Origin of the sequence: Pseudoalteromonas sp. KAN5 (genome assembly GCF_022846535.1) — a bacterium.
In the GTDB taxonomy this organism is placed as follows: Bacteria; Pseudomonadota; Gammaproteobacteria; order Enterobacterales; family Alteromonadaceae; genus Pseudoalteromonas; species Pseudoalteromonas haloplanktis.
On record NZ_AP025589.1, the window covers coordinates 581,435 to 593,735 of the forward strand.

The 12,301-nt window shown below is 39.3% G+C and carries 15 protein-coding genes; 9 read left to right on the forward strand and 6 right to left on the reverse strand.

All coding sequences use genetic code 11. From position 1 onward, the window contains the following. Window positions 1–28: 28 nt before the first annotated feature. Together KAN5_RS02500 and KAN5_RS02505 are read right to left on the reverse strand one after the other, a co-directional pair. Window positions 29–2,020: a replication endonuclease gene (locus KAN5_RS02500; RefSeq protein ID WP_244390358.1), complete on the reverse strand. Its 1,992-nt coding sequence runs from the start codon at window positions 2,018–2,020 to the stop codon at window positions 29–31. 2 nt (window positions 2,021–2,022) lie between these two features. Further along, window positions 2,023–2,277, reverse strand: a complete 255-nt coding sequence (locus tag KAN5_RS02505; RefSeq protein WP_244390359.1) for a DNA-binding protein — start codon at window positions 2,275–2,277, stop codon at window positions 2,023–2,025. A gap of 106 nt (window positions 2,278–2,383) precedes the next feature. Here KAN5_RS02505 and KAN5_RS02510 point away from each other — a divergent pair, with 106 nt between their 5' ends. Beyond that, complete coding sequence (locus tag KAN5_RS02510; RefSeq protein WP_244390360.1) at window positions 2,384–2,740, forward strand: helix-turn-helix domain containing protein; 357 nt, start codon at window positions 2,384–2,386, stop codon at window positions 2,738–2,740. Window positions 2,741–2,998: 258 nt separating this feature from the next. On the opposite strand, the gene KAN5_RS02515 is transcribed toward KAN5_RS02510, so the two are convergent. Beyond that, window positions 2,999–3,250: a hypothetical protein gene (locus KAN5_RS02515; RefSeq protein ID WP_244390361.1), complete on the reverse strand. Its 252-nt coding sequence runs from the start codon at window positions 3,248–3,250 to the stop codon at window positions 2,999–3,001. 390 nt (window positions 3,251–3,640) lie between these two features. Here KAN5_RS02515 and KAN5_RS02520 point away from each other — a divergent pair, with 390 nt between their 5' ends. Further along, window positions 3,641–4,636: a tyrosine-type recombinase/integrase gene (locus KAN5_RS02520; protein WP_244390362.1), complete on the forward strand. Its 996-nt coding sequence runs from the start codon at window positions 3,641–3,643 to the stop codon at window positions 4,634–4,636. A 127-nt stretch (window positions 4,637–4,763) separates the two neighbouring features. Here KAN5_RS02520 and KAN5_RS02525 read toward each other — a convergent pair whose 3' ends face one another. Continuing rightward, window positions 4,764–5,654: a hypothetical protein gene (locus KAN5_RS02525; RefSeq protein WP_244390364.1), complete on the reverse strand. Its 891-nt coding sequence runs from the start codon at window positions 5,652–5,654 to the stop codon at window positions 4,764–4,766. A 101-nt stretch (window positions 5,655–5,755) separates the two neighbouring features. Beyond that, window positions 5,756–6,505: a BRO family protein gene (locus KAN5_RS02530; protein WP_244390366.1), complete on the reverse strand. Its 750-nt coding sequence runs from the start codon at window positions 6,503–6,505 to the stop codon at window positions 5,756–5,758. Between the two features lie 428 nt (window positions 6,506–6,933). On the opposite strand from KAN5_RS02530, the gene KAN5_RS02535 reads away from it, so the two are divergent. After that, on the forward strand, window positions 6,934–7,686 hold the full coding sequence (locus KAN5_RS02535) for a sulfite exporter TauE/SafE family protein (RefSeq protein ID WP_244390368.1): 753 nt from the start codon (window positions 6,934–6,936) through the stop codon (window positions 7,684–7,686). 61 nt (window positions 7,687–7,747) lie between these two features. Here KAN5_RS02535 and KAN5_RS02540 read toward each other — a convergent pair whose 3' ends face one another. Next, window positions 7,748–8,092 (reverse strand): mannan-binding lectin, encoded by a 345-nt coding sequence (locus KAN5_RS02540; RefSeq protein ID WP_016708955.1) that lies wholly within the window; start codon window positions 8,090–8,092, stop codon window positions 7,748–7,750. Between the two features lie 393 nt (window positions 8,093–8,485). On the opposite strand from KAN5_RS02540, the gene KAN5_RS02545 reads away from it, so the two are divergent. The 6 genes from KAN5_RS02545 to KAN5_RS02570 all read left to right on the forward strand — a co-directional run bounded on the left by KAN5_RS02545 (window position 8,486) and on the right by KAN5_RS02570 (window position 12,292). Then, window positions 8,486–9,001 carry a GNAT family N-acetyltransferase gene (locus tag KAN5_RS02545; protein WP_138554864.1) on the forward strand — a complete coding sequence of 172 codons (516 nt, stop codon included), beginning with the start codon at window positions 8,486–8,488 and terminating at the stop codon, window positions 8,999–9,001. A 73-nt stretch (window positions 9,002–9,074) separates the two neighbouring features. After that, on the forward strand, window positions 9,075–9,362 hold the full coding sequence (locus KAN5_RS02550; RefSeq protein WP_016708957.1) for a hypothetical protein: 288 nt from the start codon (window positions 9,075–9,077) through the stop codon (window positions 9,360–9,362). 9 nt (window positions 9,363–9,371) lie between these two features. Continuing rightward, window positions 9,372–9,896, forward strand: a complete 525-nt coding sequence (locus tag KAN5_RS02555) for a tail fiber protein (RefSeq protein ID WP_244390370.1) — start codon at window positions 9,372–9,374, stop codon at window positions 9,894–9,896. Window positions 9,897–9,908: 12 nt separating this feature from the next. Next, window positions 9,909–10,439: a tail fiber protein gene (locus KAN5_RS02560; RefSeq protein WP_244390372.1), complete on the forward strand. Its 531-nt coding sequence runs from the start codon at window positions 9,909–9,911 to the stop codon at window positions 10,437–10,439. Between the two features lie 11 nt (window positions 10,440–10,450). Further along, the gene (locus KAN5_RS02565) at window positions 10,451–10,990 is read left to right on the forward strand and encodes a tail fiber protein (RefSeq protein WP_244390374.1); all 540 of its coding nucleotides are present in this window, start codon (window positions 10,451–10,453) and stop codon (window positions 10,988–10,990) included. A 129-nt stretch (window positions 10,991–11,119) separates the two neighbouring features. Then, window positions 11,120–12,292, forward strand: a complete 1,173-nt coding sequence (locus KAN5_RS02570) for a S8/S53 family peptidase (RefSeq protein ID WP_244390375.1) — start codon at window positions 11,120–11,122, stop codon at window positions 12,290–12,292. Window positions 12,293–12,301 lie beyond the last annotated feature (9 nt).

Sequence of the window (12,301 nt, forward strand, 5' to 3'; positions counted from 1 at the left end):
ATAATCCATAAATTGCCTCAGGTTACACTTAATGACACAAGTCCAAGGGCGCGACTTCGTCGCTTGAGACATTAGAAGCCAAAGCTTCGTAGTCAATGAATAAGCACATGTTTTGGTAGTCTTCGATTGCACAAGACTCTAAGAACTGCATATCTTCTTCGCTAGGCGCAAATAAGCGGCCGTCATCATGCCAACCTTGTATTTGCTCTGATACACCGCACATGATTTTGCGCTGTGCTTTAAGGTCAGTTTCAGTGAGTATTTGGGTAGTTCCACGGCGAGTAATTACCACAACAGCATCCCACGCAACGCCTAAAATCCGGTTAGCTGGCTGGTCTCCATATTTTGTAGTGAAATAAGGTGATTTAGATTCTGAGCGGCTAATTTCACCTGTAATACGGTCAACAATATCGGGTAACTGATAATGAATGCGTAGCGTTTGGTCTTTGCGTTTAACTTGTACACCACCCATAGCGAGGCAAAAAGCTTTCCAATCTGATGAGTCAGCAGCATGACGAACCTTCTCAAGTGCATATTTTGAAACTGTATCTAGTGTTGTATTCATTGCGTTTGCAACCTCACATTTGCCAGTGTCACCTTGGCCTAATCGTCTAAGTTCACGCCAAAGGGTGACAGAGGGGCCACCAATCTGCTGAAAGCGTCTAATGTCGAAAGTGCTAGCCCAAGTAGATGCACGTTCTGCGGCATCAGCTGGGAGTATTTTTATTTCACCACCTTGAGGGCAAATCACTTTATCAATGCTGTCACCAGTCACAGCTTTAGTAATGTATTTAGCTATGTAACCAGCAGCAGAGCCTTTACTTTTGATAATTCTAATAGGCTTAAAGCGAGTTCTACTGGTTCTAAATTCTGTCGGAGTATCTTCCGTGCATAGCTTTCTCAAAATTGCGCGAACTTGTATTGCATCGCCTTTTTCCATGAATAAAAGCATGTGCCAGTGTGGGCAGCCGTCATGATGTGGTTCAACAACACGGAATCCATAAGGGCGTAAATTTTTTTTTGAGAATAAAGCGCGGGCACGTTTCCAAATACCATTAAAATAGTCTTGAGCTTGTTGTGGTGTTGAGCCGTCATATTTATTGTTGGGTATACCAGTGTGATGTACTGAGTGATAACGGCTAGGTGCAGATAATGTATAAAACTCACCGCGGTGACCATTCATATCAGCTAACTCTTCAAAACCACGAATACGCACCATTAACTCGGCTGCTTGCTGTTTTCCAGATGTGTGAGAGCGTTCAATAATTGATTGTAGTGTTTCAAATTCATCAAATGGATTTGCATCAACTGGTACAGCATATAAGTTAGACATTAACTCAGTTGATTTACGCTTTCTTTCTCTACGCTTATGAATGGTAGGTTGTGAGACGTAAGCACTTGCTTTTTTATGAACAAGTCGTAAGTCACGAGCTAATTGCTCAACAGTAAATGCCTGAATCTTGCGTAATTTACGGCGCCAAAAAATTGGGTCAGCAAATCTGTTTAATACACCTTTAAGTGAGTCAGCGGCTAAGTAACTGCAATAAGGTGTATTCAATTCAGGGGGCTGTATATCAAATGAGGTTAAGTATTCAGAAAGTAATTTATAAATAGATAATTGATAACCGTGCTTACTAATTTTTAATTCACAGTAACGCGCTTTTTGTTCAGCAATTTCTATTAATTCATCATCAGAGCAAGATAAATTTATATGTCCATACTTGAAATTACCAATGGTTAAAACCTTATCGGCTGCTTTTAAACGTTTATTTGCCTCTGCAAAATCATTAAATTTTTCAGCAAGGAAATACCCAGTACTTAGCATGTGTGCAAGGTTTGAATGACGTTCAAAAATGCGATTGCGCCAAGCTTCAAAGTCAAAAAAACGCTCTTTCATTGGTTTTGAAACATTTGCAAATATATCTTTTGCAGTGCAAGAAGGGCGCAGACTAGTAGTCAAATCCATTGCAGTATTTAAAGGAAAAACTTCTGAATATTGCTGTTCTGATAGAATAGCCATTTTTAAACCTGCTTATCTGAAGTTAATGCCATGTCAATATTTGCTGCTTTGGCTGCTTCGGCATAAAGGGCAATCATGTTGATATATTTTTTTACTCTTGCAGGGTTCTCACTTGGTGAGCAGGGAGGTGTATAAGTTGGTAATCTTCCTGCAAATACGGCATTAACAACGTCTTTTACTGTTAGCCCCTGTAGGCGTGCATACTCTTGATATGTCAAAATAGGGGCTGGAATAGATAAAATTAATTGGTTGCTCATGCTATATTATCTTTAAGAGTGTTAATTCAATAAAAAATAGCGTAAACCCATTTTTTATATCGGTCAAACGGTTTTTTGTATGGGTTTTGGTTTGTAGGTATCCAAAATGCAAAAAGATTCTAAAGAAGTGTTTGAAACTATTAGGGTTCTATATGGTTTTAAAAACTTAACTGAGTTATCAATTTATTTTGAAAAAAATGGTAACTGGGCCGCGCAAATGGCAAAAAAGGGATCAATTCCATTTCCTCAGTGTGTTCAGGCCTCGATAGAAAAGAAAGTTTCAATGGATTGGCTACTATTTAGTGAAAGTAAACCCGTATTTGATAGAAAGGCGTTAATTAACGAGGTTAAAGAGGGATTGTATGAAAGTCATGAACTTGGAATACTGCCTGAGCTAAATGAAGATAGGCTAGTTACTACATCAGCGATAATTGTTAAAAGAATAGAAAAAATGCAGCATTAAAGCTGCATTTTTGTCATTGTCTAACAACAGTTTGAAATAAAACCTTGTCATCTTTTGTGTGTTTTAATCCGCCTGTTTTAATGTACGCAACTATTGTCACCTGATTGCAATCAACACCTGAACAAATCGTAACTTCTGAAATGTAAGTGATTAAGTCATCAATATTTGGCGGCTTTAATCGGATTGATTTCCTGTAAGAGTTTTCCTTAGTCCTGAAATTTAAAAGGTTGCAAGTAGGGCAAATAAATGTGTTTGTACTCACGATAATTTTAACTCAGGGATATGATTTTCAGTTTCACATCGTTCTAAATATAGAGCTAATCGCGCATCCCACTTTTGCTTTTCATCAAAGCGTTTATTCAATGGTAGTTGCTTTATAGTTTGGTATTGCACTAGCAGTTCGTTAGCAAGGTCTTCTAATGGTTTATTACTATCAGAGTCTATGGGGGCGAAAATGAATGGTAGCAAAAGTGAACCATACATTGCATATACCCAATATTCAGGAGGCATAATATTTCCTTTATTTATCAGAATTAGAGTTTAGTTGGAATAAAAGCAACAGAAACTAAGTTCAGCAACTTGAAAAATAAAGAATGCCCAATGAAAGTCGGGAGCATGGAGCTATGGGCAGAAAAGCCGACAACATTAAAATAGTATAAATATCATTCTAAAGCAATTTTTTTGACTCAGTGGTAATTGTGTTGTTAAATTGACCTTGTTAGAAATACAGATAACGCTTTTAAACTTACCTAGAGTTTAAAGTAAATATTTGTTGTTGACTTTTTAGGTATACGGATATACTTTTAATTGGCAAACAACAAACGATTTTCGCTTTGTGCTTCCAACACAAAACGAATGAAAGCCGCTTTTTAGCGGTTTTTTTATGCCTTGAGAAAAGTTATGACAATCAAAAAAGTTGATGGTGGTTACAAAGTCGATATTCGTCCTTGGGGGGCTGATGGCCGTAGAATTAGAAAAATGTTTTCTACCCGTGGCGAGGCGCAACGATTTGTAAATCATACTATTGCTGAGGCGGAAGATAAGCCTTGGAAACAAGAAAAAATTGATAGCCGTCACTTATCTGATTTAGTCCAGCTATGGTATAAAGTGCATGGTCAAACTTATGCTTCCCCTCAACGTGCTTTAGCTAAATTAGAAATGATTTGTGAAGCGCTGAACAACCCAATCGCTATGAATTTACAGGCTAAAGGTTTTGTTAAATGGCGTGGTGAACGTATGTCGGGTGAAACACCAATAAGCCCAAAAACCGCGAATAATGACCTTGTATTAATTAAGAGTATGTTCAATAAGTTAATTGAAGTAGGGGAGTTAAAATACCCGAATCCTTTAGCTGAAATTAAGCCGTTCAAACTACAGCAAACCGAACTTTCATTTTTAATGGAAGACGAAATAATTACTCTACTAAATGAGCTAAAACGCTCTACTAATCCCCATATCTTAATCGTGTCTAAAATCTGTTTAGCAACTGGTTGTAGGATAAGTGAAGCATGTAACTTAAAAGGTTCTCAGGTTATTAAATCAGGCGATAGCTACCGCATCACCTTTATTAATACCAAGGGGAAAAAGAACCGAACTGTACCAATTAGTGAAAAGCTGTTTAATGAGATCCCTAAAAAATCAGGGCCACTATTTGCTGATTGTCGAAAGGCGTTTGAAAGGGCTGTCAATAAAACGGATATTAATTTACCTAAAGGGCAGTGTAGCCATGTTCTACGGCATACTTTCGCAAGTCACTTTATGATGAACGGAGGTAATATTTTGGTACTACAGCAAATACTGGGTCATGCAAAGATTGAGCAAACCATGGTTTACGCGCACTTTGCACCAAGTCATTTAGAAGATGCCATTAGATTAGGTCCTAAGATTCAATTCTAAAAAATATTCTTTTTGAATGAATCTTAATTTTATGCGCAGTTTCTTGTGTTCAAAGCAAATGAGAATTTTTTTTGACGCCTCTTGATATGAGACGGTCAGTTGAAAGCTTACTCTTTTATATCAAGGCTTAATCGCCAAGGATATTTTTGGCTAGATTTATATAACGCATTCTTTTTTCTATAATGTTAAGGTAGTAAAACTGATCAAACTTAACTTCTTTTTTTAAAATTTCTGTTTTTTGTCCACCATATGATTCCGTAATGATGAAGGAAAACTTTTGATATTTTTCGCTGTCTAATTCGTGTATCTCAAAATCTGTAAAGTGAATAGTAAGTCGTACGTACTTTTCAGCGTTTTTCTTTTTACATATAGTGCCGTACTTAGAGACAAAGCACCAAGTTGCATTTTCATTAATAAGTTTTTTTAGCTCCCTTCCTGATGAGTAGTTAATGTCAGTTTTTTCAAAAAGGATATCTTGGCTATCTGCCATATACATAAAAGAATAAGGTAAGTTGGGTTTGCTGACATATCTATATAAATGGCCATCTTCTTCTTTGAAGTTTGTTAGCATTTTTTCAAAAAGTGTTTCACTTGCTAAAATTCCAACATCTCTTCTCATAACCGTATCTATAGCATCAGGAAAGGTTTTTATTAACCAAAGCAATTCATTTGAAACAGTCCCTTTTGGCCTTCTCACCTTACTTTTTGAGGAGCTTGGATTAGCGTATGGGCAACTGTCATAAGCATCTTGGCTATATTTACCTACACCACTTACGTCCGATTTTATGTGTCTAGCGTGCATTGACAAGGTTTTTTCTGCTTCATCAATATATTGATTGTCAACATGGACATTTATCAGTATTACAGGATTCTCACATACAGGGCAATATGCGTAATGACGCTTTTTACCGTTAACAGTTTGGTAGAAAGGTTCCCCGCGTTTAGTTGCTTCAATAACACTTTTTTCAGAGATTTTTATGGCTTGATTGATTCCTTTTTTTACTTTGAATACAAACATGCGACTTCCTATGGATTGGTATTTCCGTCTGCATGGATAATACAAGCAGACGGAAATTCTTATCAATTTTATGACAGCTAACCATGTCTCTTATGTTAGGGTTACTGTGCTGTCAGCAGCTTTGGCAAGTATTCTAAAGCAACAGGATCTCTTGTTTTAAAATATCGTGATGCTTGATTTGGGATCCAATCTGTATCCACAAACTGTATAAAAATTGGTAGCAAATCATTGCTGTATTGCCTTGCATCATGTTCACTTCCATCTGGAAAAGCATGACTATACATTTTGAAGTTGTCAGCAACGTCGGGATAATTATTTTTCAGATAAGTAGAAAACAAGCGACCTACGCTAACGTCTGGTCGAATTTCTTTTCCATCGAGTGCTTTATCTGGGATTTTATATCCTTCATGCTCGAAACGGCCGTACAAACGTATAAAAAGTTCACTAATTACGGAGAAGTACCCTTGGTCTACTCTTGACCAGTTAGCATTGAAACGGACCATGAAATTTGGTGCTTGGGCATGACCATATCCGCCAGTCTTTCGTATTGTCGGAATTACTTCCTTGGTAATCCAACGTTGAAATTCTTTTGCGGTTGGTTTTCGGCTCGCAAAAACGAGTGAGTATAGTCCGCTCTCTGAAATGATTATTTCTTGTCCGCCATTAATTGGCATAGGAGAAATAATCTTCTCATCTGGGTCTAATCTGCCTAAAGCACTGTTTATGTCTTTTAGTTCTAAAGCTCGGCAGACTTCTTTTGCCAAGAACCAAATGCCAGTATTGATTTCTACAGTAGTTAAGTTTTCAAGGCCAAATTCGCCTTTTCTTCCTTCAAATATTTGTAATTGCATTTCAAACTCCCTGTTTCATTTTTAGTAATACGAACCATCTAAAAAGAGCGACTCGCGCATATTTATTATGTCCACATAATGCCCAAACTTAAAAGATTAAACAAGACTTTAAAAGATACTATGAGTAACTAAGTTTATGATTTACAAGTAAGTACCTGTTTTTACTGGTTACATGTAACAATCGAGGCTTTTCGGACGGGGGTTCAAATCCCCCCAGCTCCACCAATATCGGTTTTTAAATTCGTTGATTTTTAAAAACCCTAAAAAACCCGCAAATTTGAGTAATCAAGTTTGCGGGTTTTTTTATGTCTGTTTTAAAGCGGTTATGTATTCAAATGGAGATAGCTGTTAGCTCTTTAGGTACTCGTAACTTGTTTTGTCTCATGGTAACTTTGCTAGCATGTTGTTGTATTGCAAAGTTGTGCTACATGGAATTTTTAGCTGGTGATTTATTAACGCCGCTCAGTGCGGTTGGGCTTATTGTTTTATCGGCCATTACGTCGATGATATCGGCGGCTTTTGGTGCTGGTGGCGGCTTGATGTTGTTGGTGGTTATGGCGTCGCTATTACCTATGAATATTGTAATTCCGGTGCATGGGTTAGTGCAGCTGGGTTCAAATGCTAATCGCTTTATGTTGACCTTTAAGCACCTTGATAAAAGTATGTTTGTGTATTTTTCGCTCGGTGGGATTATTGGTGCGCTTGCGGCGTCGTCGATTGTGGCGCATATCCCACTTGAATTGATGAAAATTGTAGTGGCGGGGTTTGTACTTTATTTACTATGGGGCGTGACGCCAAAGCTACGTGAAACCTCAAAATTATGGCGTTACATGGCGGGAGCTGTCACCACATTTTTATCGATGTTTGTTGGGGCGAGTGGCCCGTTGGTAGGCAGCTGTTTGTACGTTAATAATTACGAGAAATTAAAATATACCGCTACTTTTTCTGCTTGTATGAGTGTACAGCATACTTTTAAAGCTATTTTGTATGGCTTTGTGGGCTTTTCATTTTGGCAGTGGTTGCCTTTAGTTACCGCAATGATCATCAGCGGCGCGCTTGGCACTTGGCTTGGTTTACAGTTATTACAGCGGATTTCTGCGGCTAAGTTTAAAGCTATTTTCCGTGCAGTCTTAACCTTACTTGCACTGCAACTGGCATGGCAGGGGTTGCAGGCCTTCTAATCTGAGGGCAGTTAAAGCGCTATAAGCCTAGGTTTCATAGCGCTTTATAAATTCTAACTGATTAAAATTTATATTCTATTTCAATCACGCTCATCACGCCGTTTACGATGGTTTTCCACTCGCCGGTAAATTCTGCACCATAAGAAGCGGCGATTGTTTTACCTATTTTTTGAGCTTCATCATTGCTCCAAAGTGGGCCAGCTAATACTGTGGTTTTGAATGAGTTACTGCCAGTGTTTGTCACTTCAAGCTCAACTTCAACAACACTCATTTGACTCTCTACTACTGTATTCCATTGGCCTGTCCATTTACCTTGATGTGCTGCGGCAACGGCTGGGGCTTTTTCTTCAGCATCTTTTTGATCCCAAATAGGACCTGCTGGGATATTCACTTTAAATGTAGCCATAAATTTCTCCTTAAATTGTTTATTTGAATAGATTGTGAGTTGCAGCTAAATGCTTTACTCGTCAAGGAGTATATGGGAAGTGACAGGCTTTTCTATTACACATCATTACAGGCGGTTGGGGGAGCGATACGAGGCATTGGCAATAGCAGTAAGGTTCTATTATGTCCGCAATGGCGTACCTTAAAGCATTGTTGTTACTGTGTGAATAACAACCGTGTTTCTCTGCTTTGGTTGGATCGCAACATAACTCGCAGTGGTGTAATGCTGTGTAATGTTTTTTTTGTTAAATGCGTGTAAAGCTTAAGTTCAGTTTGTTACTCAACGTTTTTATAACTTTATTTGCTACTTCGTTGTTTACAGTCTCTTTGTTAGAAATTTAGAAAGGACATAGTGATGAGTCATTTTTCTATTCCTGATGGATTAAATATTCGCCCATCCAAGCCTAGCGATGCTGCATTTATTCGGCGTTTACATTCTGAGGTGCGTCAGGATTTACAGCAGATCAATGCGGATCAAGACTTTATCGAATCGATTGTTGATATGCAATTTAAAGCACAAACCGAGGGATATGGCGAAAAGTTTCCTAATGCAATGTACTTCATTATTGAAAAACACCATCACCCAATTGGCAAAGTAACCATAGATTTTGGTGTTAATGAAGTGCGTATTATTGATATTGGTTTTATTAGCCAAGCGCGAGGACATGGTTTTGGTGCGGCAATTATTCAGTCATTTCAGCATGCAGCCGCTGATTCATGCACTCCATTAACACTGACTGTTGAGCAAAGTAACGTTGTTGCTAAAGCGCTTTATTTACGCCTTGGTTTTGTAAGTGAGTCGGTTTCAGCACCATACGAATTTATGATTTGGTATCCCGCAGTGATGAAGAAATTAGTGGTTAATTACTAATTTAGTTTCGCTGTTTTGCAAATGAAAAAGTTTAAACCCGTAATGCAATTGTAAGTAGTAAAAAGGAAAGGTAATGGAAAAATTTAATTACGACAATTTGCTTGGCATCGTTGGTTCTAAGGCGAAAGTCAGTGCTGAACAGGGGGAAACGGAACTGACTATTGATGCTGTTGAGCGCACGAGTTTGCATGGTAATCAGTGGGATGCTTTTTGTGTCGTTATGAAAGGCTCTGAGGACTGTCCGTTGATGCAAGGTACTTACACGCTTAAGCATGACGCATTTGATAGTGTTGAGTTATTGATTTCACCCAATAGTTCAACCGAATATGAAATTCATGTATCGAGAAAAATAGCAAATTAGGAGAATGTAATGGCGGATCCATTTATGTCTGAAATAAGGCCTTTCGCTTTTGATTTTGCACCTAAAGGGTGGGCTTGGTGTGATGGGCAATTGTTAGCAATCAGTCAAAACCAAGCTTTGTTTTCATTACTTGATACTCAGTATGGCGGTGATGGGCGAACTAATTTTAAATTGCCAGATTTACGTAGCCGAGTGCCTGTTGGCATAGGTAATGGCTATGATGCTGGCATGACGGCGGGGGTGGAACAAGTAACGCTTACAACGGCAGAAATACCCGCTCACAGTCATTTATTAACAGCCACTACGGATGATGGCGTTAATCCACCAATTTTCACTAACAGAGTATTTTCTAGAGCTGTTGATGCACCAGGTAAAGGGGATCCTAACATTTATGGTACAGCAACAAATCTAACCGCATTTGCTGAAAATATGGTGTTAAATACCGGAGGTAATCTGCCTCATACGAATGTTCAACCAACAGCAGCAATTAACTTTTGTATTGCATTGGTTGGCGTGTTTCCTAGTCGAAATTAATGGAGGTTGATTATGGCAGAGCCTTTTCTTGGTGAAGTAAAAATGTTCGGAGCAAATTTTGCTCCTCGTAATTGGGCTTTTTGTAATGGGCAGTTAGTGGCTATTGCGCAACAAGATGCGCTATTTTCTTTACTGGGTACGACTTATGGGGGCGATGGTCGTACTAGCTTCGCATACCCTGATATGCGAGGTCGATTACCGGTTAAATATGGCCAAGGAAATGGTTTGTCACGTTATCGACTAGGGCAAAAAAATGGCACAGAAAATGTCACTTTAACGTTGATGAATGTACCAAGTCATAGTCATCAGTTGCTATCAAGTACAGAGCCTGGAACAACACAAAGCCCAGAAAATAATGTGTTTGCTCCCAGTCCGAGCGACGAAAATATATATTACTCTGGTAACCCTACTCAGCCGCCTCAGATGCTCGCAGAACAGACGGTTCAAGTTTCAGGGCATAGTGCAGCACACTCCAACATGATGCCCTATACCTGCATTAATTTTATTATCAGCCTTGCTGGTATTTACCCGTCAAGAAGTTAGGAGTTGAGCACATGGCAGAACCATTTATTGCAGAAATTCGTATCTGGGGGAGTACTTTTAACCCTCGCGGTTGGGCAGGTTGTGACGGCCAAACAATTGCTATTAATCAAAATACAGCGCTATTTTCATTGATCGGCACTCTTTATGGGGGCGATGGTATCTCTTCGTTTAATTTACCTGATCTGCAAGGTAGATCTCCTATGCACTTTGGTCATGGACCTGGTCTATCAACGAGAATGGTGGGTGAATCAGCTGGTGAACAGCAGATAACGCTAAATCAAACTGAGTTACCGCAGCATAGACATTCATTATTTGGCTATTCCGAGGTGGGTAATAGTAGTAGTCCGGCTAATAATCATTTAGCCGTTGATGTAGGCGCAGGCACAGGGGTAATACGTTATACCGCTGAACAAAATCAAGCTACCACCACTACGATGGCCAGTAATAGTCTTGGTAATACAGGAGGTAGCCAAGGCCACGAAAATAGACAGCCTTTACTAGCAATGCGTTTTTGTATTGCACTAACAGGTATTTACCCCTCGCGTGGGTAATTGTTACAGCAGTACTTACAAGTGGATATGAGTGAAAACTGTTATGCGTGATCTGAATAGAAATTAAACATGGCTTGTTCCTATATTAGCCTATAGTGAAAAGGAGCCGTCTTTTACTCGGAGGATACTGTGATAATTGCGAAGGTGTTTTTGCTGCTTGCTGTACTTTTTTTACATAACAAAGTATTGAGCCAGCAGCCCCAGCCCGTTTTAACGTTTGCCAATAATGGTGAGCGAGTGGCGTTGTATGGGCAATTAAAAGACACAGTATTGAGTGATATACACGGGCAATTATTTTCTCTAAATCAACGGCTAATTGTTAAGAGTAAATTGTCAGCTGAGCAAATAAAAAGTTTACATAAAGATATTCTAAACTTGCAAATATTGACAGAGCTGCGCGAGGCCAACATTTATTGGTTAACCTTAAAGCCTAATACCCTGCCCGCAGTATTAACGACCTTGCAAGCAATTACTGAGATTATTGCAGTACAGCCAGATGTTGCACCACAAGGAAAAAGCGCTGCCAGTCATCCATTTAATCAAACGATACCTCAACGGTTAGCACCGGTAGCTATAGCTAGACAATGTAAGACTCCTAAAGCAGTGCGAGTGGCGATTATTGATGATGGTTTTGATTTTTCACATCATGAGTTTAGTGATCTTAATGTTTTATTTTCCTACGACGTAGAAACAAGAGTTTTAGCAGCAACACCGCACAGTAGCCGTGACTACCATGGCAATTTAGTGGCGGGGCTTATTGTGGCGAAACAAGATGGTAGCGCAGTTGAAGGCGGGGCACCTGATAGTGAATTGATTGCTATTCGTCAGGTTACTACGTGGACCTCGTCGCTGATCATTGCGTTTAATGTGGCCAAACTGATGAAAGCGCAGGTGATTAACTGTAGTTGGGTTATGCCATTTATGTCGGACTTGGCAGTGACTGTGATTGATGAATTAGCTGCTATGCAGCACCGACCTTATATTGTTGTTGCAGCAGGAAATGAAGCGCGACCAGCATGTGAAGCTAATCACCTTACACAATTAGATTCGGTGATTGTTGTAGGAGCCAAAACGGCACAGGGCAAGGTGGCAAATTTTTCAAACTTTGGTCCGTGCGTTGATGTATTCGCTCCGTTTGGCGTACTCACTACAGACCGTGATGGCTATCGTTTATTTGGTGGTACGTCCTCAGCTGCAGCGTTAGTGTCGGCATCGCTTGCACAGGCTTTATCGTGTGATGTGCAGCCGACATTACAGCAGCTTAATATGTATTGGAATAATCATTTTGTAACAGCCAGTTAGCAAAACTTA

Excerpts from the sequence above, each read along its gene's own strand:
- KAN5_RS02500 (WP_244390358.1), bottom strand. The coding sequence starts at position 2,020 with ATGGCTATTCTATCAGAACAGCAATATTCAGAAGTTTTTCCTTTAAAT.
- KAN5_RS02530 (WP_244390366.1), bottom strand. The coding sequence starts at position 6,505 with ATGCAATTACAAATATTTGAAGGAAGAAAAGGCGAATTTGGCCTTGAA.
- KAN5_RS02515 (WP_244390361.1), bottom strand. The coding sequence starts at position 3,250 with ATGCCTCCTGAATATTGGGTATATGCAATGTATGGTTCACTTTTGCTA.
- KAN5_RS02540 (WP_016708955.1), bottom strand. The coding sequence starts at position 8,092 with ATGGCTACATTTAAAGTGAATATCCCAGCAGGTCCTATTTGGGATCAA.
- KAN5_RS02560 (WP_244390372.1), top strand. The coding sequence starts at position 9,909 with ATGGCAGAGCCTTTTCTTGGTGAAGTAAAAATGTTCGGAGCAAATTTT.
- KAN5_RS02555 (WP_244390370.1), top strand. The coding sequence starts at position 9,372 with ATGGCGGATCCATTTATGTCTGAAATAAGGCCTTTCGCTTTTGATTTT.
- KAN5_RS02545 (WP_138554864.1), top strand. The coding sequence starts at position 8,486 with ATGAGTCATTTTTCTATTCCTGATGGATTAAATATTCGCCCATCCAAG.
- KAN5_RS02535 (WP_244390368.1), top strand. The coding sequence starts at position 6,934 with ATGGAATTTTTAGCTGGTGATTTATTAACGCCGCTCAGTGCGGTTGGG.
- KAN5_RS02505 (WP_244390359.1), bottom strand. The coding sequence starts at position 2,277 with ATGAGCAACCAATTAATTTTATCTATTCCAGCCCCTATTTTGACATAT.
- KAN5_RS02565 (WP_244390374.1), top strand. The coding sequence starts at position 10,451 with ATGGCAGAACCATTTATTGCAGAAATTCGTATCTGGGGGAGTACTTTT.
- KAN5_RS02525 (WP_244390364.1), bottom strand. The coding sequence starts at position 5,654 with ATGTTTGTATTCAAAGTAAAAAAAGGAATCAATCAAGCCATAAAAATC.
- KAN5_RS02510 (WP_244390360.1), top strand. The coding sequence starts at position 2,384 with ATGCAAAAAGATTCTAAAGAAGTGTTTGAAACTATTAGGGTTCTATAT.
- KAN5_RS02550 (WP_016708957.1), top strand. The coding sequence starts at position 9,075 with ATGGAAAAATTTAATTACGACAATTTGCTTGGCATCGTTGGTTCTAAG.
- KAN5_RS02520 (WP_244390362.1), top strand. The coding sequence starts at position 3,641 with ATGACAATCAAAAAAGTTGATGGTGGTTACAAAGTCGATATTCGTCCT.